General features: G+C 38.4%; 26 protein-coding genes. 18 read left to right on the forward strand and 8 right to left on the reverse strand.

Annotated elements, in window-relative coordinates; all coding sequences use genetic code 11:
• Positions 1 to 8: 8 nt before the first annotated feature.
• The 4 genes from LG273_RS07385 (at position 9) to LG273_RS07400 (ending at position 3,797) form a co-directional block, all read left to right on the forward strand.
• Entirely contained in the window at positions 9 to 845 is an 837-nt protein-coding gene (locus tag LG273_RS07385) for a MetQ/NlpA family ABC transporter substrate-binding protein (protein ID WP_379561294.1), read from the forward strand.
• A gap of 331 nt (positions 846 to 1,176) precedes the next feature.
• Complete coding sequence (locus tag LG273_RS07390; protein WP_404458947.1) at positions 1,177 to 1,836, forward strand: ribonuclease H family protein; 660 nt, start codon at positions 1,177 to 1,179, stop codon at positions 1,834 to 1,836.
• A gap of 625 nt (positions 1,837 to 2,461) precedes the next feature.
• The gene (locus tag LG273_RS07395) at positions 2,462 to 3,115 is read left to right on the forward strand and encodes a helix-turn-helix transcriptional regulator (RefSeq protein WP_404458949.1); all 654 of its coding nucleotides are present in this window, start codon (positions 2,462 to 2,464) and stop codon (positions 3,113 to 3,115) included.
• Between the two features lie 118 nt (positions 3,116 to 3,233).
• Positions 3,234 to 3,797 carry a sigma-70 family RNA polymerase sigma factor gene (locus tag LG273_RS07400; RefSeq protein ID WP_404458951.1) on the forward strand — a complete coding sequence of 188 codons (564 nt, stop codon included), beginning with the start codon at positions 3,234 to 3,236 and terminating at the stop codon, positions 3,795 to 3,797.
• Between the two features lie 79 nt (positions 3,798 to 3,876).
• Here LG273_RS07400 and LG273_RS07405 read toward each other — a convergent pair whose 3' ends face one another.
• Entirely contained in the window at positions 3,877 to 4,305 is a 429-nt protein-coding gene (locus LG273_RS07405; protein WP_379561299.1) for a S1 domain-containing RNA-binding protein, read from the reverse strand.
• Positions 4,306 to 4,479: 174 nt separating this feature from the next.
• Here LG273_RS07405 and LG273_RS07410 point away from each other — a divergent pair, with 174 nt between their 5' ends.
• The 6 genes from LG273_RS07410 to LG273_RS07435 all read left to right on the forward strand — a co-directional run bounded on the left by LG273_RS07410 (position 4,480) and on the right by LG273_RS07435 (position 10,473).
• Entirely contained in the window at positions 4,480 to 4,803 is a 324-nt protein-coding gene (locus LG273_RS07410) for a PadR family transcriptional regulator (protein WP_404458953.1), read from the forward strand.
• Positions 4,796 to 5,356 (forward strand): DUF1700 domain-containing protein, encoded by a 561-nt coding sequence (locus tag LG273_RS07415; protein ID WP_404458955.1) that lies wholly within the window; start codon positions 4,796 to 4,798, stop codon positions 5,354 to 5,356. The genes LG273_RS07410 and LG273_RS07415 overlap by 8 nt, the downstream gene beginning before the upstream one ends.
• The gene (locus tag LG273_RS07420) at positions 5,349 to 6,146 is read left to right on the forward strand and encodes a DUF4097 family beta strand repeat-containing protein (protein WP_404458957.1); all 798 of its coding nucleotides are present in this window, start codon (positions 5,349 to 5,351) and stop codon (positions 6,144 to 6,146) included. The genes LG273_RS07415 and LG273_RS07420 overlap by 8 nt, the downstream gene beginning before the upstream one ends.
• A gap of 75 nt (positions 6,147 to 6,221) precedes the next feature.
• Positions 6,222 to 6,410 carry a CsbD family protein gene (locus tag LG273_RS07425; RefSeq protein ID WP_379561303.1) on the forward strand — a complete coding sequence of 63 codons (189 nt, stop codon included), beginning with the start codon at positions 6,222 to 6,224 and terminating at the stop codon, positions 6,408 to 6,410.
• Positions 6,411 to 6,543: 133 nt separating this feature from the next.
• Positions 6,544 to 8,925 carry a polyprenyl synthetase family protein gene (locus LG273_RS07430; protein ID WP_404458959.1) on the forward strand — a complete coding sequence of 794 codons (2,382 nt, stop codon included), beginning with the start codon at positions 6,544 to 6,546 and terminating at the stop codon, positions 8,923 to 8,925.
• A 297-nt stretch (positions 8,926 to 9,222) separates the two neighbouring features.
• Positions 9,223 to 10,473: a YeeE/YedE family protein gene (locus tag LG273_RS07435; RefSeq protein WP_404458961.1), complete on the forward strand. Its 1,251-nt coding sequence runs from the start codon at positions 9,223 to 9,225 to the stop codon at positions 10,471 to 10,473.
• A 66-nt stretch (positions 10,474 to 10,539) separates the two neighbouring features.
• On the opposite strand, the gene LG273_RS07440 is transcribed toward LG273_RS07435, so the two are convergent.
• Positions 10,540 to 10,713: a YjzC family protein gene (locus LG273_RS07440; RefSeq protein ID WP_379561306.1), complete on the reverse strand. Its 174-nt coding sequence runs from the start codon at positions 10,711 to 10,713 to the stop codon at positions 10,540 to 10,542.
• A gap of 137 nt (positions 10,714 to 10,850) precedes the next feature.
• Entirely contained in the window at positions 10,851 to 11,615 is a 765-nt protein-coding gene (locus tag LG273_RS07445; RefSeq protein WP_404458963.1) for a hypothetical protein, read from the reverse strand.
• A gap of 154 nt (positions 11,616 to 11,769) precedes the next feature.
• Here LG273_RS07445 and LG273_RS07450 point away from each other — a divergent pair, with 154 nt between their 5' ends.
• Entirely contained in the window at positions 11,770 to 12,549 is a 780-nt protein-coding gene (locus LG273_RS07450; RefSeq protein WP_404458965.1) for a class I SAM-dependent methyltransferase, read from the forward strand.
• Between the two features lie 55 nt (positions 12,550 to 12,604).
• Here LG273_RS07450 and LG273_RS07455 read toward each other — a convergent pair whose 3' ends face one another.
• The 4 genes from LG273_RS07455 to LG273_RS07470 all read right to left on the reverse strand — a co-directional run bounded on the left by LG273_RS07455 (position 12,605) and on the right by LG273_RS07470 (position 17,840).
• On the reverse strand, positions 12,605 to 13,684 hold the full coding sequence (locus LG273_RS07455) for a glycosyltransferase (protein ID WP_404458967.1): 1,080 nt from the start codon (positions 13,682 to 13,684) through the stop codon (positions 12,605 to 12,607).
• Positions 13,685 to 13,851: 167 nt separating this feature from the next.
• Complete coding sequence (locus LG273_RS07460) at positions 13,852 to 14,988, reverse strand: NTTRR-F1 domain (RefSeq protein WP_404458969.1); 1,137 nt, start codon at positions 14,986 to 14,988, stop codon at positions 13,852 to 13,854.
• A gap of 126 nt (positions 14,989 to 15,114) precedes the next feature.
• Positions 15,115 to 16,116 (reverse strand): glycosyltransferase, encoded by a 1,002-nt coding sequence (locus LG273_RS07465; RefSeq protein ID WP_404458971.1) that lies wholly within the window; start codon positions 16,114 to 16,116, stop codon positions 15,115 to 15,117.
• Positions 16,117 to 16,133: 17 nt separating this feature from the next.
• On the reverse strand, positions 16,134 to 17,840 hold the full coding sequence (locus tag LG273_RS07470) for a nucleotide sugar dehydrogenase (RefSeq protein ID WP_404458973.1): 1,707 nt from the start codon (positions 17,838 to 17,840) through the stop codon (positions 16,134 to 16,136).
• A 225-nt stretch (positions 17,841 to 18,065) separates the two neighbouring features.
• Here LG273_RS07470 and LG273_RS07475 point away from each other — a divergent pair, with 225 nt between their 5' ends.
• From LG273_RS07475 to LG273_RS07485, 3 genes are read left to right on the forward strand one after another with little or no spacing between them, the layout of a single operon-like run.
• Positions 18,066 to 19,178 (forward strand): DegT/DnrJ/EryC1/StrS family aminotransferase, encoded by a 1,113-nt coding sequence (locus LG273_RS07475; RefSeq protein ID WP_404459493.1) that lies wholly within the window; start codon positions 18,066 to 18,068, stop codon positions 19,176 to 19,178.
• Positions 19,172 to 20,236: a Gfo/Idh/MocA family protein gene (locus LG273_RS07480; RefSeq protein ID WP_404458975.1), complete on the forward strand. Its 1,065-nt coding sequence runs from the start codon at positions 19,172 to 19,174 to the stop codon at positions 20,234 to 20,236. The genes LG273_RS07475 and LG273_RS07480 overlap by 7 nt, the downstream gene beginning before the upstream one ends.
• Positions 20,233 to 20,928 carry a DapH/DapD/GlmU-related protein gene (locus LG273_RS07485; protein WP_404458977.1) on the forward strand — a complete coding sequence of 232 codons (696 nt, stop codon included), beginning with the start codon at positions 20,233 to 20,235 and terminating at the stop codon, positions 20,926 to 20,928. The genes LG273_RS07480 and LG273_RS07485 overlap by 4 nt, the downstream gene beginning before the upstream one ends.
• A gap of 104 nt (positions 20,929 to 21,032) precedes the next feature.
• On the opposite strand, the gene LG273_RS07490 is transcribed toward LG273_RS07485, so the two are convergent.
• Positions 21,033 to 21,815 (reverse strand): cytochrome c oxidase assembly protein, encoded by a 783-nt coding sequence (locus tag LG273_RS07490; RefSeq protein WP_404458979.1) that lies wholly within the window; start codon positions 21,813 to 21,815, stop codon positions 21,033 to 21,035.
• A gap of 202 nt (positions 21,816 to 22,017) precedes the next feature.
• On the opposite strand from LG273_RS07490, the gene LG273_RS07495 reads away from it, so the two are divergent.
• The 4 genes from LG273_RS07495 (at position 22,018) to LG273_RS07510 (ending at position 25,501) form a co-directional block, all read left to right on the forward strand.
• On the forward strand, positions 22,018 to 22,605 hold the full coding sequence (locus LG273_RS07495; RefSeq protein ID WP_404458981.1) for a DeoR family transcriptional regulator: 588 nt from the start codon (positions 22,018 to 22,020) through the stop codon (positions 22,603 to 22,605).
• A gap of 13 nt (positions 22,606 to 22,618) precedes the next feature.
• Positions 22,619 to 23,395 carry a FixH family protein gene (locus tag LG273_RS07500; RefSeq protein WP_404458983.1) on the forward strand — a complete coding sequence of 259 codons (777 nt, stop codon included), beginning with the start codon at positions 22,619 to 22,621 and terminating at the stop codon, positions 23,393 to 23,395.
• 122 nt (positions 23,396 to 23,517) lie between these two features.
• Complete coding sequence (locus LG273_RS07505) at positions 23,518 to 24,090, forward strand: TetR/AcrR family transcriptional regulator (protein ID WP_404458985.1); 573 nt, start codon at positions 23,518 to 23,520, stop codon at positions 24,088 to 24,090.
• A 37-nt stretch (positions 24,091 to 24,127) separates the two neighbouring features.
• Positions 24,128 to 25,501 (forward strand): MATE family efflux transporter, encoded by a 1,374-nt coding sequence (locus tag LG273_RS07510; protein ID WP_404458987.1) that lies wholly within the window; start codon positions 24,128 to 24,130, stop codon positions 25,499 to 25,501.
• Positions 25,502 to 25,603 lie beyond the last annotated feature (102 nt).

Raw genomic sequence — 25,603 nt, forward strand, 5'->3', positions numbered from 1 at the left:
GAACCATCATGAAAAAAGCACTTATATCATTAGCAGCACTATTATGTATTCTTTTATTAGCAGCATGCGGTAACGAGGAATCCGGGTCCGGAGACAATGGGGAAGATACAACAAAGTCGATCACATTTGGAGCTACTGTAGGACCATATAGTGATATGGTAACAAAAGCAATTGCACCACTTTTAGAAGAAAAAGGCTATGAAGTGGAAAACCAAGAGTTTACGGATTATGTACAGCCGAACAATGCCTTATCAAGAGGGGACCTTGATGCAAATCTATTCCAACATACGATTTATCTAAATGCTTTTGCTGAAGAAAATAACATGGAGCTTTCCTCTGTGATCAGTGTCCCAACAGCGCCAATGGGGTTATACTCTAACACATTTGCAAGCGTTGATGAGATTGCAGATGGTAGCACAATTGCTATTGCCAATGATCCAACAAACCTTTCCAGAACATTACTTATGTTGCAGAATGAAGGGTTAATCACCATTAATGAAGATGTTGATCCTTTAAAAGCTTCCGTTAATGACATCGTAGAAAATTCTAAAAATCTAGAGTTTGTGGAGGTAGAAGCAGGACAGTTACCACGTTTGGTGGATAGTGAAGATGCCGCTGCAGTACCAGGAAACTTCGCACTTGCAGCAGAGATGGATTTACTTGATGCACTAGCACTCGAGGAATTGCCTGATGATTACCGTAACGTTGTTGCAGTCAACACAGATGATGCTGACGCTCAATTTGCCAAAGATATTAAAGAAGTTATCGAATCAGAAGAATTTGAACAAATTATTGATGAAGAATTCCAAGGATTTAGCAAACCTAGCTGGATGACTGGAGAATAAACATTTTTTAAATCCCACTATGCATTGGCTGCATAGTGGGGTTTTTGTATTTCGTAAATCAAATGTTAGTTGAACGAATCGGACCTTTACTGGCAGTTGATCCCTCACTTAGAATGCTTATTTCCCTCAGTCTTAAAGTGTGGGTCTTACTGCCAGTTAAGGTGGGATAAAGTAATGAGTGGGAGAACCAGCTTCTCCTGTGCTATTCTTTTACTAAGTACAAAGACTGAAAAAGCCTAGTTAATAATGTAGATTAAATCGTTTATAAATTGTGTCATTATAAGAAAGAATATTGTAGAAAGCCATCCACTTAATGAATGGAGGATTTGCAGTGAAAGTAACTATTTCATTTACTTACCGTACTCCTAAAGGCGCAGATACAGTACTTTATTCAGAAGAAATGCGTGCGCCAAAGGCTTTGTTGTTAGCGGAAGACATGGAGAGAACAGGAAGAGCTAAAAATATTGAATTTATTGATACCAATGACACCACTTGGACTTTAAAAGAACTACGTAAACAACTTGAGGAGATAAAAACTGAGCCACATGATGTAAAAATCTATTTTGATGGTGGATTTGATTTAAAAACAAAAAATTCTGGACTTGGTTGTGCAATCTATTATGAACAGAATGATAAAACATTTCGTATACGGAGAAATGCGTTAGTAGAAGAACTCGAATCTAATAATGAAGCGGAATATGCTGCCCTTCATTTGGCTGTACAAGAAGTGGAGGAGCTTGGTGTCCATCATATGCCTATAACTATTGTAGGCGATTCACAGGTCGTGATTAATCAGCTAAAAGAGGACTGGCCTTGTTATGAAAAAGAGCTCGCTAATTGGGCGAACCGAATTGAAACAAAACTAGAACAACTTGGATTAGACGTAGAGTATGAACTTGTATCGAGGAAGAAAAATCGAGAGGCAGATCAGCTTGCGTCCCAGGCTTTACAAGAAATTATTATTTCCAGCGTAAAAGAAATAGACAGGTAAAGGACAATTTAAATTATCTGCAGGTTTAAATGAGTAAAATATAACAGCTTAGGAAAAGGTAAACGCTTTTGAAAAAGAGGGTTTCCTTTTTGTATAACTTTCTGGGTAAGTAGCCGTAATTACTCCTAGACGACATACTATATTCCCCCTTAACTGGCAGTAAGCCCTCCAATTTAAGAATGCGAGAAATCAAGCATTCTAAGTAGGAGATCAACTGCCAGTAAAGGTCCGATTCGTGCAACTAACATTTTGTGGGAGGAGGAAGGGAAACCCCCATCAAATGAAGTTTCACTTAATATAAAAACGGCAACTATGTGATGGCTTCTTATGCTTGATTTATTAGGATTATTATTTGTTTGTTTTGGGTACTTAATAGTTACACAGAAAACCTCCCCACATCTCGATTTCTTCATTGATAAAAGTATTCCTACCAAGACATGTTTTCAGGTGTTCCTTTTATTTTAAATATTGATACAATGAATATGTATATTGATAGGAGGCGGTTAATACCTCAAAAAAGTGCGGTTTAATTGTTCGTTTTTAAGAACGTGTTTGTATAAAAAAAGTATAGATTAAACGAATATACTAATAGGAATTATTTTACCAATCGTAAAGGGTGTTTGTAATGGTCAACCTTTTAATAGTAGGTCCGCCAAATGTCTCTACACATAAGCTTTATAACAACGTATTTAGAGATTTAGATATAAACGTATTAGGTGTCATTAATGATCCAGTAAACTTAAAAGATAGGGTAATAACGTATAAGCCCGATGTAGTTTTAATCCACTATGCTGAGGAGAGATTACATTTAGCTGAAAGTGTCAAACATTATAGCCCGAAGACTAAACAAATGTTCCTGCTATCTTCTCTTAACAAGGACGCTGTACTTTTCGGATTAAAAATAGAGGTGAATTCTTTTATCCATGATGACATCACGCCCGAAAGTCTTGTCCACTCTATTAAAAATTTAAAGGAAGATCAGTATGTCGTATCAGGGAAACTAGTGAGAAGTTTCTTTGCAGACATTCCAACAATCGATTTTTTTGAAAGACAGCTTTTTAAGCTTAGATTAGGGAAGCACTATCCTTTATCTGCAAGAGAATATGAAATTGCCTATCTGGTTTTTAAATATAAAAGAAATACAGAGATTGCGGAAACACTGCAGCTTAAGGAGAAAACAGTCCGAGATTATGTCAGTAAGATGTATCGGAAGTTTGGTGTGCGAAAAAGAACAGAACTTATACAAATTCTTACGGAAGTCATGCAACCAGTTGAATAAGCCATCGAGGTGTTAGGTCTCACTTTCGTCCAATTAATTTATTTTAGCGAAAAATGCCCCCTCCTTATTAAGTTTTTCGATAATAGAGGTGATAATAGGTTTACTAGGGGGATTTTAATTGGAAAATAATATGGAGTCATTTGAAGAGATAATGAAACAAAATGAACGCAGGGTACATTATCATATTCATCGGTTGAACCTTTCTGACCCACATCAAGAATATTTCCAGGAGGGCCTCTGTGCCATGTGGAATGCATATGAGAATTATAATCCTGACAAAGGCACTATGGCTACTTATTTCAATTATACGATACGGAATAGACTTGTGGATCTTGCTAGAAAACAGGGGAGAGAAAATTCAAACCAGCTAAAAGCTTTTAAAGAAATAAAAAAACATGCTGTTGATGGAAATAAGGTAATTCGAGCAGAAGGTAGTAGTAACATCGTTTCTGTTACCGAGAATATAGATTGTAATGAACAAAAAATATGGGACACCATAAAACAAGAACTTACGGACAACCAGTGGAAATGGGTTTATTACTACATTATTGGTAAGATGAAAATAAAAGAAATTGCCATACAAGAAGCGACAACAGAAGAAGCTGTAAAAAGCTGGGGAAAGCAAGCAAGGAAAAAATTACGCAATAAAGACTTGCTGAAAAGATTAGGCTTATTTGGTTAGTCATTTTCTATCATTAAATTGCAGAACGTAAAAAAGCAAGCCCTCACAAGGCTTGCTTTTATCTATGTCATGAAGTGAATTAGCCGCGTCTTCCGCCTCTGCCACCGCGTTTTGTATCGGTTTTCCGCTTAAGCGTGGATAAATTTTCTTCACTTGATTTTAAGAATTTGGCCATTTTGTCTTCAAAGCTTTCCTTAGGCTTGTATCCACCCTTCGGACGAAAATCTTTTGAATTACGATCTCTGCCCTGACGTGATGGTCGCTGAACTTCTGGCTTATCAACAGCTTTTTTAATAGACAAAGCAATTTTGCCTTCTTTTTCACTGATAATTTTAACTTCGACCTCATCGCCAACTGTTAAGTGGTCATTCACATCTTTTACATAGCTGTCTGCTACTTCACTAATATGAACAAGGCCGGTTTTTCCACCCGGTAATTCTACAAATGCTCCGAAATTAGTAATTCCTGTTACTTTTCCTTTGACTTTACTGCCTATTTCAATTGACAAAAAAGTTCCCCCTTATGACTTTTAAAAGCAACTTATTATAACAAATATCTACGTTATTATCAAATCATGAAAAATATTATTTAGTACCTTGCATTAATTAGTAGTGCTGTGTATAGTATACATAAAGAGGTACTGTTTATAGAATAGTAGTGAAGAAAGAGGTGTAACTAGGACGTGAATATTCAATTTAAGAAAGGCGCCTTAGAGCTATGTGTGCTTGCATTATTGGATAAGCAAGATCGATATGGCTATGAATTGGTACAAAAAATATCCGATAACATTGCTATTTCCGAAGGCTCCGTCTATCCCCTATTGCGACGACTAACAAAAGAAGCTTATTTTACGACCTATTTACAGGAGTCGAAAGAAGGCCCCTCACGCAAATATTACCACCTAACAGATCAAGGGAGAGAATACCTTTATCAGTTAAATGAGGAATGGAAAGCATTCACTAATGGTGTGAATGAATTATTAAAGGAGGTTGCTTCCGGTGAATAAAGAAACGTTTATTAATAAGCTCGAAAAGGCATTAGAAAAACTGCCAGCAGAGGAACGGCAAGATATCTTAGAAGACTTTTACGAGCATTTCCATGTTGGGATGCAGGATGGGAAAACGGAAACAGAAATAACGAGTGCTTTGGGCTCCCCTAACCAAATTGCTAAAGAAATACTGGCGACTTACTATTTAGACAGGGTTGAAGAAAAGTCAAATGTCGGCGATGTTTTTCGGGCAGTATGGGCAGTAATTGGGTTAGGTTTTTTTAATTTAGTGATTGTACTCGGTCCATTTATTGGACTGTTGGGATGTATTTTAGGAGGATGGATGGCAGGCATTGCTTTTATTGCTTCCCCTTTACTCGTTCTTCTTGACTTTGCTTTATATCCAGAGAGCTTTCAGTTATTTGATTTATTTTTCTCGGTTGCACTTACTGGTCTAGGAATATTTATTACAATTGGGATGTTATTTGCAACCAGGTTTATTTTAAAAGGTTTTACACGCTATTTATCCTATAATGCAAAGCTAGTGAAAGGTGGACTAAAGCATGCGTAATATGAAAAAATGGATCGTTTTAGCTTCTGTTTTGTTGGTGATTGGGGCAATGGGTAGCGTAATAACCTTTGCATCGAGCGGTAGTTCTTCTATCTCTGAGTCAGCCGAATTTTCAGGTGAAGATGTGGAGAAACTTGATGTCGAATTAAATAACCAGAAATTAATAATTGAACCAAGTCAGTCTTCAGAGATGTTTGTAGAGCTTGAAGGGAAAGGAAATAATCCAGAGAAAAGTCGTTTGCAAGCTGAAATGAGAGATGATACCGTGCATATAAATGTGAGCCAGCCTGATAAGAAAATGGTTCGTTTCATGGATTGGGGAGATAGATTGACATTAACCATTTATCTACCGAAAAAAGAGTATGCATCCATACGATTAGATGTAGCTAATGGGAAAATTGATGCTGAGCAGTTTCATGCAAAAGATATTATGGCAACTGCAAATAATGGAGAAATTGAGATGTATGATATCTTATCAGATAAAATAGAAGTTGAATCAAATAACGGGAAAATTGTACTAGACCATGTTGAAGGCGAGCTAAATGGAGAAACAAATAATGGTGCCATCTCGCTAGTAACGGAAAGTTTAGATCGTCCTATGCAACTTAATTCAAATAACGGCAAAATTAAAATTGAAACAAATCAAGAACCAACTAATGTGACGTTTGATGTTCGGGTTGATAATGGAAAGATTGATATGTTCGATGACTCAGACTGGGATACTGTAATTGGGGATGGAGAACATCGTATTAAGCTAACAACACACAATGGAAGTATTACCGTGGAGTAGAGTAAATGTATTTAAATAAAAGATGTTTAGACACTCTTTTTAAAGGTAAAAGAAACAGTAAGGAGCGTGATAGACATGAGTCAAAACGGTTCATCAGATAAAGTAAAAGGAGCAGTCAGCAAAGCAAAAGGTGAAGCAAAGGACCAATTAGGAAACCTAACAGATAATAAAAAAATGCAGGCTGACGGTAAGAAGGACAAAGCAAAAGGTGAAGTCCAAGATTCTGCTGGGGAAGCTAAGCGAAAAAATTCAAATAATGTTTAAAAAACACAAAGCGGAGCCAAACGGCTTCGCTTTTTTGTAAATAATAAGGTATATTCGAGAACAATTTGTTAGTATTATAGTTAAAGAAAGAAAGAAAGAATAACGAGAAATATAGAAGATGAGGGACCGCTATATGAGAAAGGAAGCAGAAACAATTTCTAACCTAAAGGATTTAAGGTATGAAACAAATGAAGAAAATGCTCGAGCATATTTTATTAATCTTTCTACCCATCTGGAAAAGAAGCAGCATATTTTCACGTTAAAGAAGGATTTTAACATATGGAAGAAAAAACATATAAACCAATTTTCATTGGTATCTATATATTTGAACAAGAAAAATGTCAATTCAACTGATTATCAACATTACATTCAATGGCTAGATAAAAAAGGTAAGTTAAATGAATATCTCGACCGCAGTATCTCGTACATTTACATGCGAGACATTGGAAGAGCTCTATATGAATCTGAAACAAAGAAGAAGGTGCATCATTCCATAAAGAATATGCGCAAAACATTATTGAGTAATAGAGAAGATGTTAATAGCTCGTTTAACCCTCTTAGTATGGTGGAGACATACCGCTGGGCTCAAAAAGAGGGTGTGGAGGAGAGTTTAATTTGGGTGTTAGAAAAGTTACAGGAGATAACAGCAACCATTCCAGAAGAGCTTGATCCTACTGAAACTAGGCGAAAGCTAACAAAGATTATTGGTGGAGTAGTAATTCAAGAATTAGATGAAATGGAAGCAAATATTTCATCTGAAGATCGTGCATCTAGGCTTAGTAGAGCAATTCGGCTAGGTTTTGCTTATGGAATTACATACCCCTTTATTGATGATATTTTGGATTCGAGTTTGCTAACGGATGAGGAAAAGAAAGACTATGCGTCCATTATCCGTATTACATTACGAACAGGAGTCGTGCCGGAGTTAACTGGCTGGCTCCAAACTTATCCGTTTATGAGATACGTTCATTCAGAGTTGAGAGGTGCTTTTGAGTATATTCGCACCCAGCATTCCGCAACAGCTTGGGAGAGCTTCTTAGAACAATCCTTCGTCTTTTTCCAATCTCAAGAGGAAGATAGAGATAAGAATTTAGCAATTAAAACATATAGTAATGAAGATCTTTATGTACCGATTATCTTAAAGTCAGCTTCCTCACGTCTCATTGTGCGTTCCTTAGTAGAGGCTCCTGAAAATCAGCAAATAAGTGAGCAAACCTTTTACTATGGGATTTATAATCAGCTCGCTGATGATTTTGCAGATATGTTTACGGATATGGAAGAAGGTTCTGTAACACCTTACACCTATTATATAAAATATCATAAACAACGCGACGATTTGATAAATCCTTTTGAAATGTATTGGACCGTAATTTCCTATTTACTTCACCATGTTTATCGATCAGACGATAAAACTCGTGAAGTAATATTGTCTAGAGCTATAAACGGATTAAAGCGATTTAAGAAGAAATGGGGTAAGGAAAAGTATGATGAAGTAATGGAACTTCTTGCTTTTGATTCTAAGCTAAATCAAATAATTCAAAGGATGGTAAAGAAAGCAACAGAAGTAGAGTTTTTAGATAAACTTTTACGGGATCATGTAATAGATGACTTAAAGAAAGAGCAGAAGGAAGTAAACACTTTTAAGGATTCAGTAAAGGACATCCGTAATCAAATTAATAACATACTTCCTCTATTGCGGTCCGATGCTCCATCTTTATTCCTTGATTCGATTACAGAGGCTGCGAATTATAGCTTACAAGGCGGGGGAAAAAGATTAAGACCAATCATGACCTGGGTAATGGCCGTTAAGGAATACAAAATGGACCCTATTACTATTGAGCCTTTATTAAAGTCATTAGAGTATATGCATACTGCTTCGTTAATCTATGACGATTTGCCCGCACAGGATAATGCTTCCATCCGACGTGGACACTCGACATTACATGAAGTGTATAACGTAGCAACAGCGGAACTAACGGGAATTTTTCTGACCCAGAAAGCAGTATCAAGTCAAGCAAAACTTCGTGGGTATGATTCAGATTCTGTACTTGAATTAATTTACTATTCCTCTAAGGCAGCTGCAGAAATGTGTAAAGGCCAGGCAATGGATCTTGATTCCAGGGGAAAACTGTTAACGGTAGATGAACTAAGCGAAATGTGTTTTTACAAAACAGGAATTGGCTTTGAAGCTTCGTTAATTATGCCAGCTATTCTTGCAGGAGTAAATGAAGCGGAGAAAGAGAGCTTAAAACGTTTTGCAAAGCATGCAGGCATCGCCTTTCAGATAAAAGATGATATCTTGGATGTAGAAGGGCAGAGCAAGCAAATTGGAAAAAATACAAAGCAAGATATGCTTCACCATAACGCTACATTTGTTTCCGTTCTTGGTGTTAATGGAGCTAAGAAAGCGCTTTGGGATCATTATTGTAATGCTTTGGAAGCACTGCAAGGGCTTAAGTTAAATAGCTCATTTTTAAAATACTTACTCGACTATGTGATAAATCGTACGAATTAGTAAGGTCATTGACTTGGTTAAAAACATTATATTATTAGAAGAAACCGAACGAAGAGAATTTTTTCTTGTTCGGTTTTTGTTTTGTATCAGGGTATGGGAATATTTACGCATGCGGGGGTTTTGTAAAAAGGTGATTAAAGACTACAAAGTTTTCACGACTTATTTTACGTTAATTTCCTACCTTTCTTTTGATAATAAAATCATCTGTATTCTTTTATTGACATAAAGTTGCTGAACACGTATTATACTTAATATGTATTAATCCCGACTAAATTAATCGGAAAAGGGTGTTTTTAAATGGCAACTCATGTTCAACCTATAAATGAAGTGAAGGATCCAGTTAAGAGACAGGATGCTAAATTAAATAACCCACAGACACCGCACATAATCGGTGGGCTGGTTGTTAGTGCAATTTTATTAGTTTATTTACTTTTTACTCAAGAAGCGGTACAGCCTTTACTACTCGTTATTGGAATCTTGCTAGGTTATACGCTGTTCCATGCTCGGTTTGGGTTTACTTCTGCGTTTCGTAGACTTGCCTCAGTTGGGAATGGGCAAGCGTTGCGGGCTCACATGCTTATGCTTGCAGTTGCTGTAACCTTGTTTGCACCAATTTTAGCGTTCGGCCTTTCTTTCTTTGGAGGGGAAGTCTCTGGTTATGTGTCTCCAGTGGGTATTAGCCTGCTTGTTGGCGCGTTTCTATTTGGTATCGGCATGCAGCTTGGTGGAGGGTGTGCATCTGGAACGCTATACGCTGTAGGTGGAGGAAGATCGGTAATGTTTGTAACATTGCTTTTCTTCATCATTGGCTCTACAGTAGGGGCATATCACCTATCGTTTTGGACAGAGGAACTGCCTTCTTTTGAGGCCGTTTCCTTAGCTACCTCTACAGGTCTTGGTTATGGTGGAGCGTGGGCATTGTCTATTATTCTTTTTGGTGTTATTGCCTGGATAACACTTATTATTGAAAGAAGGAAAAAGGCACCAAAAATGGCTCCACTGCCTTCTACAAGTGGTTGGAAACGAATTTTTCGCGGATCATGGCCTTTATTTGCAGCAGCCATTGTTCTTGCTGTTCTTAATGCATTGACTTTAATGACACGCGGGACTCCATGGGGCGTTACGTCAGCTTTTGCTCTCTGGGGTTCTAAAGTAGCTCAATTCTTCGGCATAGATGTAGCAAGTTGGGGATATTGGCAAGGAAATGTAGAAGCATTAAACGCTTCTATCTTCACAGATTCTACTACTGTACTAAATTTAGGCGTTATTTTAGGAGCGTTTTTAGCATCTGCCGCCGGTGGGCTCTTTAAGTTTTCCAAAATGAACCTGAAAAACGTTGCGGCAGCGATTATTGGCGGTTTATTAATGGGATATGGCGCTCGTCTTGCGTTTGGTTGTAACATCGGTGCGTACTTTGGTGGTATTGCATCCTTCAGTCTACATGGTTACATTTGGGGGATTTTAGCACTTGGCGGTACGTTTGTAGCGTTATATTTACGACCATTATTCGGATTGTCTGTACCAAAACCAAAGGATTCCTTCTGCTAGTAAAAATACAAAGGAATACTATTGAAAAATGCACGATGCCCACATGGAGGCATCGTGCATTTTTTGCTACTTTTCTCTAGTCCAAACCCTGTTCTGATTTCTTGTTTCAGGGAATTTCTCCCCTGCTTTTAATTCGATAAATTGAGGATCGTTTACATTGCTGCCTGTTTCTCCTATTTCGCGATAAATACCGTTGTTAGGTACTTTCTGACCTGAACGGAAATGGCTGTATTCACCCACGTTTACGCCTCCTTGCATGTTCATTTTTCTTAGTATCTCAAGTTCTTCAGTCACCATACATGTTTCATTATAACTAGTGAATAAATAGGCTTTAAATATTAAATAAAAGGTCATATCTTTGCTTGAGCCAACAGAGTTTAAGTAACAGAGGCGGTCATCTCAAGTGCTTCCAGTGGTACACGATCTGTTTGAAGTCGAGAAACCATATTATGTTCCTGCCATCTTACATCTACTGACACTTCATCCCCTCCTTGAGGGTAATTTATATAGACAATTCCATCCTCGCCAGGAGCAGGAAGCATATGTGTTTCCAGGTACTCGACAATTTTCTTAGCGATTTCTGGATGATCAATTTCGTCCATGGTTAAAGAACGTATACTTAATAACCAATTGCCTTCTTCCCAGCTAAAATACTGACTTCCTGTTGCTCCTTCACCGTACCCAGTTATTCCATAGCCTAAATCAACTGCACCTTCCTCAAAGGGACCAACTTTCTTTCCATTCGAAAAATCCTGGACAGTTTGTATAGCTTCTTCTTTGGAAGCATATTGGGTACCCGAAAATGTAGCCACTTCTTCAGCTTCCGTCGAATAAGATATCGTATATTTATTATCCTCGTTTTTCTCAATGAAAGGCTTCACTTCTCTTTCAGGAAATGCAGAGGGTAGTTTTACTTCGGCTTCAGATATTTTTAGCTCGCTTTTAACGGAACTTAATTCTTCGTTACTCTCATTGGTATTAGAATCTACTATTTGTTTGTTTCCTTTAACGTTTGAGTTTTCTTCTTCAGTGGAGGAGTGGGTTGTATCTTCTGGCGATTCAGTGCTATTCACTTGATTATCATTACAGCCAGCAACGAAAAATGTAAGTAACATTGTAAGTAAAACTATTCGTATTCTCATTTTAGGTCCAACCCTTTCATGGCGTTTTTAAAATCTTTTCCCTTAAAGGGGGAGCTAAAAACAGTTGATAAGCAATCGTTATTAAGATGCATACATAAATAGTATTATATTTTTTAAAATGAAATTGATATAGTAAGGTAAGGGAGGTAATGACATGGCGATTCATTTTCATGATGAACGAAATAAATATAGTTACACGACAAGAAATGCAGATGAGTATTGGGTAGATACCATGAGGGATTTACTCAGTGGGGAGTTTATTCAGCAGGCAGCAGATATCGGCTGTGGGGGTGGAATTTATAGCAAAGCATTATGTGAGCTGGGAATTCCGAATGTGCTCGGAATTGATTATTCTATATCAATGTTAGAAGGGGCAAAAGAAAACTGTCGTAAATACCCGCAAATTAAGTTTAAGCAGGGAAATGCTACAGCATTAGAATTAGAGTCAGATCAACTAGATTTAATCCTGGAGCGTGCCTTAATTCATCATTTTTCCGATTTAAATAGTTGTTTTACAGAAGCTTATAGAGTTTTAAAACATGGAGGAACCTTCGTTCTTCAGGACAGGACGCTACAAAATGTTTTCCAAGGAGGTAATGAAGAGCATATAAGGGGATGGTTTTTTGCATGTTACCCTCATTTAATCGATAAAGAAGTAAAAAGGCGTTTTAATTCTCGTGATGTAAACATTAGTTTGGAAGAGGCAGGTTTTGAGGTTGTAAAGGAATTAACAATATTAGAAAAAAGACAGGTTTACAAAGAAAAGAATCAGTTATTGAATGATATTAGACAGAGGACCGGCCGTTCTATTCTTCATGAGCTTAGCGATGTAGAACTTGATAAGTTGATTAATTTTATTAGTGCCCGATTACCTGATCAGAAAAGCATTATTGAGAAGGACTATTGGACAATATGGAAGGCCATTAAAAGGTGAAACAAATACTTATGTATATCTAAATCCACTTTTTTGTGAATTTAGAGAGGAGAACTTACTTTTTAGCAATTTTTTTCTCGAGTAAGGATTTGTTGAATAGAACTTTTTCATCGTCCGGTCTATACGATCGTGCCTTTTCATTATGTTCATATGCTTTCTCGAATTGCTGTAAATTATAGTAGCAGACACAAAGCTGAAGATGGGGATACCATGTAGAATAGACTGGATAGGTAAAACTCCATCGATTAGGATCTTCCTCAAGCTCTGTCGCTGTTTTATACCAATAGACCGCTTGTTTAAACTCTCTTTTCTTTTGATAATGATAACCGATTCTACTGCAAGATTCCGGTCTTGGAGTCTTAGAGAATTGAAATGATTCGTATAATGAGGCAATCTCTTTTTCCGCTTCACCTAAATAACGGTAACAGTCTGCGCGATAAATACAAGCATAAACTTTATCTTCAATCCATCCTTCTTTCGTCTCAATGTTTCTTGTATAGCTTTTAATAGCTTGCTCATAATGTCCATTTTCTCTTAACTCATTGCCATAATAAAAATAGTCTCTAGCTGTAAATGTTTCACCATTTTCAATCCTTTTTTTATAGATGGAGAGGGTACGGCCAACAGCGTGTTTCTCTTTCTTATGCGTTACGGCAACGTCAGAATTAATAATATTTCCGTGTACGTTTAAATAGTTATGAGCGTCTCCAGCCCAACGAAAATTACGTTCAGTCTTTAATAAGCGATGTGTTCTGTATTTTAAGGTTACATTTCCGTAATTATCCATTCCGGCATTATAATACATGGAAACAGAGTCAACGGAAGGATCGAGCTCTTCTTTTAGTTTTTTTAGTTTTATTTGGTCTTCCTCTAATAGAACATCATCTGCATCTAGATAAAGAATGTAATCCTTTGTTGCATATTTAAACGACTCATTTCTAGCTTCTTTAAAACTTCCGGTCCATTCATAATAATAAATTCTGTCAGTATATTTTTTGGCTATCTCTAACGTCCGGTCTGTGGAACCTGTGTCTATAATATTTATTTCATCTACAAGATCCTTAATGGTTTCAAGACATCTTGCAAGCAACTTTTCTTCATTTTTGACGATCATACAAAGACTTATACTAACCATCAATCTCACTCCTTTTTTTCTCTGAAACTTCACACATGTTCTATTTTATTCTTAGCTGGTTAATCGAGATTGGATGAATATCTTTTTCTTACATTTTTCCATCATTATCGTTAATAATTAATTAAAAAGAAGGTACCCTAGAAATGCAGTACCTTCTATTAGATAAATTAAAGCCCCGTTGGTCCTGTTGGCCCGGTAGGTCCTGTTGGTCCCGTCGGCCCCGTAACACCAGTCACGCCGGTAGGCCCAGTCGGTCCAGTGACGCCCGTAGCGCCAGTCACGCCGGTAGGCCCAGTCGGTCCAGTGACGCCCGTAGCGCCAGTAACGCCGGTAGGCCCAGTCGGTCCAGTGACGCCCGTAACACCAGTAACGCCGGTAGGCCCAGTCGGTCCAGTGACGCCCGTAGCGCCAGTCACGCCGGTAGGCCCAGTCGGTCCAGTGACGCCCGTAGCACCCGTAACGCCGGTAGGTCCCGTCGGTCCAGTGACGCCCGTAACACCAGTGACGCCAGTAGGCCCCGTCGGTCCAGTGACGCCCGTAACACCCGTAACGCCGGTAGGTCCCGTCGGTCCAGTGACACCCGTAGCACCCGTAACGCCAGTAGGTCCCGTCGGTCCAGTGACGCCCGTAGCACCCGTAACGCCGGTAGGCCCCGTCGGTCCAGTGACACCCGTAGCCCCCGTAACGCCGGTAGGCCCAGTAGGTCCAGTGACGCCCGTAGCGCCAGTCACGCCGGTAGGCCCAGTAGGTCCTGTCGGTCCTATTGGTCCAGTTGGTCCTGTCGGTCCTATTGGTCCAGTTGGTCCTGGTGAACCTTCTCCACCTTCCCCATCAAAATCTAGTAAGGCAACATCGTCCACCAAAACAGCAGAAGATAAAAAGCTTCCGAAAGGTTTACTTATTTCTACACGTGCTTGCGAGGCTGTCTCAGGTGCTGGTTCAGTAACATGGTAAAGCTCCTGCCAGTTATTGTTTACTGCATTTGGTAAGCTTCCACTGGTAACCTCCACCTCCAGCCCCGTACCTACTTCAAGATTTAATTCATTTAAGAAATACACACGAATTATCAGTCTTGGGCTTCCTAAAAGGCCATATCTGCTCAACGAGACGAGCAACTGATAACTTTCACCAGACGTAATTGGTACTATCTGACTTAAACTTGCTGCTCCTATACCGTTTCTTAGTACAGCTGCGTAGTTCCCGGAATGTGGACTAGAAATCGTTACATAGCTATTGGAAGAACTCCACTCTGATAGAGTACCAGATTCGAATCCACCATTTACTATCAAGTTTGTAACAGCCATTAATATCCTCCTTTTTCTGTATGATGCTTCAAATGTGAAGCTCTCTATATCTTATGTGCGAGAAAATATAGTGAGTGAGTCAAACTATCTATTATGAGAGCACATTTATATTTAATAGAACTTAATTTAAACAATTTGCGTATTTAGGAAGGAATTAATATAACGTAGTAGCTGTTCTGCACGCTTTTGATTGGTGTGATTTGTATGGACTAGTTGGTGACCATTTCTCGCGATACGCAGTCTTTCTTTATCGTTTGTGAGGTAATAGGCTGTTTTTTCCGCAAGGTCATCTGGAGTACATGCAACAAAGTTAACCCCATCTATAAAGCCTAATGACTCTATCTCTTTGTTGGTTTCAGCTAGCAATAATGTATTACAGGCTGGTGCTTCGAAAAATTTGAGTACTGCAATGCCACCAGTCTCCATACGACTTCCACATGTAAAAAAGATCTTAGCGCGATTTAATTCTTGTGCATATTTTTCATTTATTACTAGATTGTTGCCTCGTCTTACACGATGTCCTGGGTGGGGATGATAGACAAAATTAGGATCGTCCCGCATTACGTTGAAAACAGCATCACGAAAAGCATATCTCCCTTTAGGCGGCACACTCTTTGGCAGTTGGTGTTTTCCTTGATTATATTTATCGACATAAACAAGGCCCATAAGGAGGGTATCAATTGTCTTCTCCAGTTTCCAATCCTTCATTACTGACGGGTTAATTGCCCATGGTAGCCATCGTAGCTTCTTTTCGTATTCAGGAAAGACTTTTAAAAAAGGATGCCTCGTAGCAGAAAAAACTAAGTCTATCCTATTTTCTTCGATATATTTCCTTCTTTCTTCCGGTTTCCAATGAAGGTCTATTACAAAGCACCCCTTTGGTATTCCTATCTCTTCTAATCCATCTATTTTTGGTGCTAAACTATAATTCCAAGCTATATCGTAATGGAAAATAAAATCTGGATTAATTTGTAGCTCGCTTAGGATATCTTTTATATTTCCATCAGAATGCCAATAATGAACATTTGCTACATTTTCAAATGCTTTAATTGTATCCATCTTAGGGGTGTGCTTCGGATATACACAAAATTCTTTTATTAAGACAAGTAATGTGAGTTTGTTTTCCAATTAAATTCCTCCTCTCTTTAAAGTCGTAAAAGTGTGACTTCTTTAGGGATATAGTGGAGCGGTATGGAAGATTTAATGTCTATAACAGTAGAAGTTTCTTTTAATATAGTTTTTAATCTTTCCCAATTAAATACGTCGTGAGGTACTGCAGCAATGACGATATCTGCTTTTTCCAGCTCATCAAATGATTTGTTACTGATTCCGTAAATGTCTTGAACAGAACCTTCTGTTATGTGTGGATCACATAATTGCACGGATAATCCAAGATTTAATAGATTTTTCAATATCTCAAGAGCCTTTGAATTGCGAATATCCCCAATGTTCTCCTTAAACGTGCCTCCAAGCACCGTTATCTTTAAATTGTCCCAAGGCGTTTGATGGTGGACAATTTGTTGCATAACCAAATTGGTAACATGATCTACCATGGACTCATTTACTTCTCTTGCGGCAGTTAAAAAACTTGGCTCATAACCAGCTAGTCTAGCCTTGTGTATGAGGTAATAAGGATCCACACCAATACAGTGGCCACCAACTAGACCTGGTGAGAAAGGCAAGAAATTCCACTTAGTTCCAGCTGCTGCCAATACATCCTCTGTTGGAATATCTAAATGATAGAATATTTGTGCCAACTCATTCATAAAGGCAATATTTATGTCGCGTTGCGTATTTTCTACCACTTTTGCGGTCTCAGCTACTTTAATGGAGCTGGCTTTGTAGACGGGGGCCTTGATAACGTTTTGATAAAGCTGGTAAAGTGTCTCTGCTACAAAAGCGCTTTGACCTGCTACAATTTTTGGAATAGTTCGGAACGTATGCTCGTGGTCCCCAGGATTGATCCTTTCTGGAGAGTACCCAATAAAAAAATCCTTGCCTACTTTGAGATTAGAAGCTTTTTCTAAGATGGGACTACATACTTCCTCAGTCGCACCGGGGTATACGGTAGATTCATAGACCACAATAGTGTCAGGAGTTAAATTTTCGCCAATTAACTGTGAAGCGGCTTCTAAATAGGAAAGGTCAGGTTCTTTGGATGCTGAAATTGGTGTAGGAACGGCCACAATAATATAAGCGCAACGACGAAGTTTTTTGGCGTTAGTGGTGAAATCAATCTTTGTTGCAACTAGTGATTCTTGAGTGAATTGTTCGGAAGGATCTTCTCCTTTTTTTAACTTCGCTATTTTTCCGTCATCCACATCAAATCCAATAACTGGATAGTGTTCTGAGAACCCTACTGCAACAGGGAGTCCAACATATCCTAAACCTACTACACCGACTATCTCTTTTTCCTTTAAGGAAATTTCCCTTTTAACCATTTGGTGAGAGGAAGGATGAATTAAATCATGTAGTAAATGCTTCGCTACTACATCTCCAACACGCTCTGAATCAACATGTACATCACTAAAAAATAGTTCTACTGCGTTAGTACTTGCTTTTATTAATGATTGGACGAACGATTCATTATCAGCTAAACTATTTGTTTTTTTATCGTCAAAGATAAATAGTTGGTCCATCTCATATTTCTCTAAATGAACTTGCTGAAGTAAGTAGATGGACAGCTTGGCCGATTGCCTATCAAATAAAAACAGAATTATAGAAACAGGTCCTTGCTCCATTTGCTCTATTTCTGTCGTTTCAAATTTTTCTTCTAATAATTTTTTTGCTACATGGTCTCGTATATTACTGGTCTCTCCTATTAAAAGGAGAGGAGTACTTCGTTTTGTCATAAGCATTATCCTTTCAACAAATCTAATATTGGTATATGCCAGTGAGTTATAGGAAGTTCTGGGGATCACATGAAAAAGGCTTCTTCCTATTAAACATGCTCATCGGCTGATAGGCGTGTGCAAAAGCATAATTCTTATACTTTGTGGTAGTTGCCGTTAAACGTGGTACAGCGCATGAATACGATGTTAGGAAAGTGTTTAACAAATATATAAAGGATGATGCATATGATCCCGATCACAGATCCGAAACGTCAGTTTGCTGCACTTGAAGCAGATATAATGGGAAAAATGATAGAGATTCTGCAGAAAGGAAGCTATATTTCAGGTGAACATGTTAAAAAATTCGAATCGGTAATAGCAAACAGATTAGGGGTTGAAGAAGCTATTGCTGTTGCAAATGGGACAGATGCTCTCGTGCTTACATTACATGCATATGGGATAGGGCCAGGTGATGAAGTAATCACGACACCCTTTAGTTTCTTTGCAACTGCTGAAGCAATTAGCAGGGTTGGAGCAACGCCTGTCTTTGTAGATATTGACCCGACAACGTTTAATCTTGATCCTGGAAAGGTAAGTGAAAAGCTGTCCAAAAGAACAAAAGCAATTTTACCAGTCCATCTTTTTGGTCAGCCAGCAGATATGAATGAATTAAACAACGTTGCCAAACAGCATGGTCTTATTGTGATTGAAGATGCTTGCCAGGCATTTGGGGCTGTCTATCAAGGAGAAGAGATTGGAACTCTTGGTGATGCAGCTTGTTTTTCTTTTTTTCCTACAAAAAATCTTTCTACAATGGGAGATGGGGGGATGGTTGTTACCTCCGACCCAGTCATTGCAAAACGCATTCGTGAGCTTAAAACACATGGGAGTAACGAGAAATACTTTCATGAAGAAATTGGCTATAATAGTAGATTAGATGAAATTCATGCAGCGATTTTGTTGTGCTGTTTGGATCATATTGATAGCTGGAATGCAAAGCGTGGATTGTGGGCAGATCGTTATAAGAAAAATTTGGAGGCATTACGCTATATTAGCCTCCCGAATGAGAAATCAGACCGTCGACACGTCTATCATTTATATGTCATAGCTACAGAAGAGCGTGATTTATTAATCAAGCATCTTGCTTCGAGAAACATTCAAACAGGTATCTATTACCCGCAATGTATTCATTTACAAAAAGCATACGAACATCTTTCTTACCAAGAAGGCGATTTTCCGTTAGCGGAACAGCTTTCAAAGCGGCTACTCGCAATTCCATTATTTCCTTTTATGACAGAAAACGAGCAGGATATTGTGATAGCCGGGTTAAAAGATTTCCAGGTGATGCCATCATGCTAAATGTCGGTCTAATCGGATGTGGCTATATTTCGGGTAAACATCTTTCTTCTTTATCTAAAATGAGAGGGATGCAACTAACTGCCGTAAGTGACATCGATGAGAAAAACATGAAAAAAGCTGTAGAGAATTATAAAAATCAATCAGAGCAAGAAGTAGAAATCTCCTGTTATAAGAACTATGGCGAGCTGCTAGAAAATCCCACAATTGATGTAGTGGTGGTCACAGTAATCTCAGGGCTTCATGCTGCCGTCGCAAGCGAGGCAATTCGCCACGGGAAGCATGTCATGTTAGAAAAACCAATTGCCCTTTCGTTAAAGGAAGCTGATGAGTTAATTTTATTGGCAAAAACTTTTAAGCGAAAAGTATTAGTTTGTCACCAATTACGTTACCGACCGTTATTACAACAACTTAAAGAGAAAGTTATGGAGGGAGCATTTGGTAAACCTCATCTTGCTACAATTTCTCTACGGCTATATAGATCACCATCTTACTTTGAAAATTCCAATTGGAAAGGAACATGGGAACAGGACGGGGGGATGCTCATTAATCAAGGAATACATCTAGTAGATCAACTATTGTGGATGATGGGGGACCTCGAAACAGCATATGGAGAATTAGGAAAAGCACTACACACTAAGGAAACAGAGGATGTAGCTACAGGGATATTTCATTTTAGTAACCGTAGTAAAGGCTTAATCGAAGCAAATACAATTACCATTCCTCAAAACTTAGGCTATCAACTTACGGTTTTTGGTGATGAAGGTTCCTTCTCTGTTGGTGGTCGAAATTTTAATGAGCTAACACATTGTTACATGGACAAAGAGGAAGAGAGGAAAGAGCTTTATACGCTTGCTAGTGATATGAACGAGCACAGCTATATGTATGAAGATATGCTCCAGGCTATTGTCAATGATCGACAACCTGCTGTATCTCTATTGGAAGGAAAGAAAGCGTTAGAAGCTATTTTTGCTTTGTACCGCGCTGATAGGAAGAGTGCCGTTATTTCGTTGCCATTGGATGATTTCACCACCAAAGAAATGGGAGGAAAGATAGAATGATAGATAAAACAGCGATATTAGGAGAAAACGTTAAGATTGGTAATTATGTTGTAATAGAAGAGGACGTGTTAATAGGCGATCATGTTGAAATTGGAAATCATGTTACAATTAAGACTGGAACAATCATTGCAGATCATACCACCGTTCATGATTTTAGCTTGCTAGGGAAAGCGCCGACAAGTAATAAAAAAATGGCTCGCAAACCAGCAGGTGATTTAGAGCCTTTGTATATTGGAGAGAATGTTACCATTGGTAGCCATACTTGTTTATACCAAGGGTCCGTATTATATCATGGAGTATTGGTGGCAGATATGGCAAGTATACGTGAGAGAGTATTTGTTGGAGAAGACAGTATTATTGGTAAAAATGTTATGGTGGAAAACAATGTCGTAATAGGGCAACATGTAACCATTCAAACAGGCTCCTATGTGACAGCACATATGGTTATAGAAGACGAAGTGTTTATTGGTCCATGCGTGTCTAGTAGTAATGATAAATATATGGCTTCACGAACAAAACCATTACAAGGACCAATAGTGAAAAAGACAGCAAGGATTGGTAATAATGCTACATTACTTCCGAGTGTTATTGTTGGAGAAAAGGCTATAATTGGGGCTGGTTCTGTCGTAACAAAAGATGTGTCTGCCAATCAAGTAGTTATCGGAAACCCTGCAAAAGAACTGGGAAAATAAGAGTGTAGCCAATTTCGCCATCTCTTCTAATTGGAGAGATGTACATACATCAAATTGAAAATAATGTGTTTTCCTGAGAAAGAGGCACTCACTAAAGGTGTAGCTTAACCCCAATTTGTCATGCTTAGTTTATGAATGACTATCATTATCGCACCCGCTAAAAATTGATCAAAGGCAGGTGGTAAAAATGCCATATTTATTTCGGTTCCATGTGGTAAAGAAAGTTCTGCTGCCAAATGAGCGTGCATAGGGGAAACACCCTCAATAAAAAATGCTCCAATAATTAGAATGAAACATGCTGGCATAACCCCAATACTATTCCAGACAGCAAACTTGCTTAAACTCTCCTTCGCAACGGCTCTTGCTAAGGGAGCCCAACAAAAAGGTAACCACATTCCTAATGATAGCAAGAATAGGAGTGCAATATACCCTGTATGTAGATGGGAATGAACCATTAACCCATGCATAACAAAAGGGAGATGATAAATGAAAAATAATCCGGCAAATAACATAAGGGTAATGATAGAAAAAGTAATATAGGGCTTAGCAAAACTTTTTTTAGGATGACTTCTAAAGCTAGGTAGACTTAAAAGCAATAGCGGCGCACAAATAAAATACAACAACGCCATCTGAACCATATGTAAGCTCATGGACACATGACTTATTACTGCTAAAGGACTGCCGAATGCTAAGTAAATAATACTCATAGATAGACAGAAGTACCATAATTGCGAAGTGCTTTTAAATATATATCTTTTTTTAAGAAAAATATAAAAATACATAAACATTAGGCCAAATAAAATAAGGAATAAAGGTATATTCCATAGTACTTGTCCCGCTAGCAGTAAATGAATATCCACATTCCTCATCCCCCATAATAATTCCATTCTGTAGCCTAAACCCCAAGTAGTAAGCTTTATAATATTCAATGATAGTGAAATTCCATGGTAACCAGAGTGGTTTAAAAACAAAAGGTCACAAGGTCATCATATTCACGAATTATTCATATTATTCATATTGATTTGAGCAGAGGACCATGATAAAGTGTGTTATAGATTGTGTTACTTTGTTATAAGGTGAGGGAATGTCATGCTGCCTCTTGAAAGGAAAAAACGTATAAGAGCATTAATTGAAGAAGAAAGACATATGAAAATTTCAGAGTTAAGTAAGCGGTTTGGCGTATCCGAGATGACGATCCACCGGGACATTAAGCCGTTACTTGAGCAAGGTGTTATTACGAAGACGTTTGGTGGGATTGCCTGGAATCAGGAAACATATGAAGCTAATGCTCAATCCCAAGGCTGTGTTTATTGTGGGCGTAAATATACGGAAAGGTTAGCCTATCGATTAATTCTTTCTAATCACAAAATGGAAACAGCTTGTTGTGCGCACTGTGGCTTAATGCGCCATTATCAATTGGATAAAGAAGTGATGCAAGCCATTTGTCCAGATTTTTTAAGACATACAACCGTAAGTGCTCCACTGGCGTGGTTTGTGATGGACACTTCTGTTCATATGGGGTGTTGCCATCCTCAAGTGCTAACTTTTGAATGGAGGGAACATGCAGATAAGTTTGTAAAAGGTTTTGGTGGAAATGTGTATTCTTTTGAAGAAGCAAAAGCTGCCGTATTGCAAAAGATGAATGGGGAGGGGAACTGTTGCCATCCCTCAAACTAAAGGAGTGTTGAAAATGAAAAAACTTTGGTTTTTAGTCCTGCTTGTTGTCTTTATGATGATGGCTGCTTGTGGTAATGCGGAAGAAGAAAATCAGGCGGAGAGCGAAGACGAAGTACACACGTTGGATGTGGAATTTACTGTGCCGGAAAACGCAAAGGAAAAGGAAGCAATTGAATTAACAGCACAAGTTACATATGGTGAGGAAAAGGTGTCAGATGCTGAGGTAGTATTCGAGATATGGGAAAAAGGAAAAGAAGATGAAAGTTGGGAAATAGAACCAACAAACAATGAAGATGGAACCTTTAGTGCCGAAACATCTTTTGAAGAAGATGGAGTCTATGAAATGTATGCCCATACTGACGCTAAAGGACTCCATAATATGCCTAAAAAATCAATAACAGTTGGAAATGGAAAAAAAGCCGAAGAAGCGCATGTTCATGCCTCTAAACATGAGGAAACTAATGAGGGACATGAACATGATCATGGAGAATCAACAGACGGGTTCAGCTTGCATTTTGCAACACCGGAAAATGTTGAGATGGGAAACAGTGTAGAACTTTTAACACATCTCCAGCTGGATGATAAAGCGATGGAAGAAGCCAATGTACGTTATGAAATTTGGCTGGATGGTGAGGAAAAGCATGATTGGATTGACGCAGAAGAACAGAACCCAGGTGAATATAGTACCAGTCATACTTTTGAGGAAAACGGCACTTATCATGTAATAATTCATGTGGAGAATGATTCTGGCTTGCATGAACATGAAGAACATGAAATTAAGGTGCAATAATAATTATTTCGAATATAAGGAGCTTTCCTAGGGAGAGCTCTTTTTATTATGTTAAGGTAATTGCCAATCGTTATGTGTCATGATACAATTTGCTAACGAACGATCGTAAGGGAGGTGTGAAGATGAGCTCTGAGAATATTAAGCAAGCTGCCCTTGGCTTGTTTGCATCACATGGTTATGATGGAACCTCACTTTCCCAAATAGCTGAGCAAGTAGGGATGAAGAAACAATCTATTTATTCCCATTTTAAAGGAAAAGATGAATTGTTTTTAGAGATAGTAGATGACACTTATCAAATTGAGATCACAAGGGAAAAAGAGTATCTTAACGACCATTTTCAGGAATCACTACAAGATTGCTTGCGTAAATCTTTACGTGGTTATGTAGATCGGTATCAATTCGATAACCGCTTAAAATTTTGGTTGCGCGTGTCTTTCTTTCCTCCCGCACACTTATATGAGCAACTTAACCAATACATCTATAACTATATTGATACGGTAGATTCCTTTTATTTGGAACGTTTTCAGCATGCGTTAAAAGAAGGGGAAATGGCCATTAGTCCAGAAACAGCAAGCCTGGCTTTTTCGTCCCTTTCTGATTCCATTGCGGTGGAATTAGTTTTTGGCGGAGAAGAGAGAACAGAGAGGAAGCTTGCTGCAGCTTGGGAGGTTTTTTGGAAAGGAATTTCTAAATAAAGTACTACAAGATATCGCATTATGGAGGAAGCATACGATGTATCATGCAGAAACTTGGAAAGAAAAATCAACATTATTATTATCTATACTTTGGCCAATCATGGTTACCCAGCTCAGCCTATATGCCATGAATTTGGTCGACACGATGATGTCAGGAAGAGTCGGTACAAATGATCTGGCTGGTGTAGCAATTGGATCCAATCTATGGTTGCCTGTTTTTACAGGGATGAATGGCATACTGCTCGCTGTGACGCCCATTATTGCTCAATTAATCGGACGTGGTCAGAAAAAGGAAATCACTTATTCGGTGATGCAGGCACTCTATTTAGCTGTGGCCCTTGCGGTAACGGTTTTGCTAATTGGAAGTATCGTATTAAAACCTGTATTGCAAACAATGAATCTTGAGCAGGGTGTGGAGCATATTGCCCTACATTATTTAATTGGCCTTTCGCTTGGAATTATTCCTTTATTTCTTTCAAACGTATTACGAAACTTTTTTGATGGGCAAGGATTTACAAGAATTACGATGTTTATTACGGTCATGGCCGTCCCTTTTAACGCCTTATTAAACTACGGTTTTATTTTTGGGAATTTTGGATTGCCAGCCTTAGGAGGTATTGGGGCCGGTTATGCGACTGCCATCACATACTGGATCATTTTACTATTTAGTATTTTGATGACTTTTAGGATTAGCTCTGTACGGAATTACCGAATTTTTGTGGAGTGGTTTAAACCGTCATTAAAAGCATGGAAGAAGCAACTTGGAATTGGTATTCCAATCGGTTTATCTATTTTCTTTGAATCAAGCATTTTCTCTGTTGTTACATTGTTAATGGGGATTATGTTTTCAGCTGTAACAGTGGCAGCAAACCAGGTTGCGCTAAGCTTTACGACGCTCATGTTTATGATACCACTTAGTATCTCTATGGCTCTTACCATTGTTGTTGGTTATTCTGTCGGGGGAAAAAAACTCCAGGCAGCTAAACAGTACAGCTTAATGGGAGTACTTGGTGGAGTATTATTCTTAGCTACCGGGGCAATATTCTTGTATTTATTCCGAGAACCTATTGCCTATTTATATACAGAAGATCCAAAGGTGGTTGCAATGGCAGGGCAATTTTTTATCATTGCTATCGTTTATCAAATTTCAGATGCCACCCAGGCTGGACTACAAGGTGCTTTAAGAGGTTACACGGATGTGAAAATACCTTTTGTTATCGCGCTTTTATCTTACTGGGGAATCGGTATCCCTTCAGGTTATGCTTTATCTGCCTTTACAAACCTTGGACCATTCGGCCTTTGGGTAGGTATAACGCTAGGATTAACCTGTGCCGCAATTGGCTTCTTTATTCGATTGCGCCTCGTACAACGACGCCTCGGACAAGAATTAGAGCATTCTACGGTCGGATAGTGGATAATCTGCTTTATAAAAATAAGGAAATCCTGAACTGTGATTCGCTGAGACAAGTTCAGGGTTTTTAATTTAGGTAAACACAAATGCAGATTTATTAAG

The organism is Oceanobacillus kapialis (assembly GCF_044790185.1).
GTDB lineage: Bacteria > Bacillota > Bacilli > Bacillales > Amphibacillaceae > Oceanobacillus_B > Oceanobacillus_B kapialis.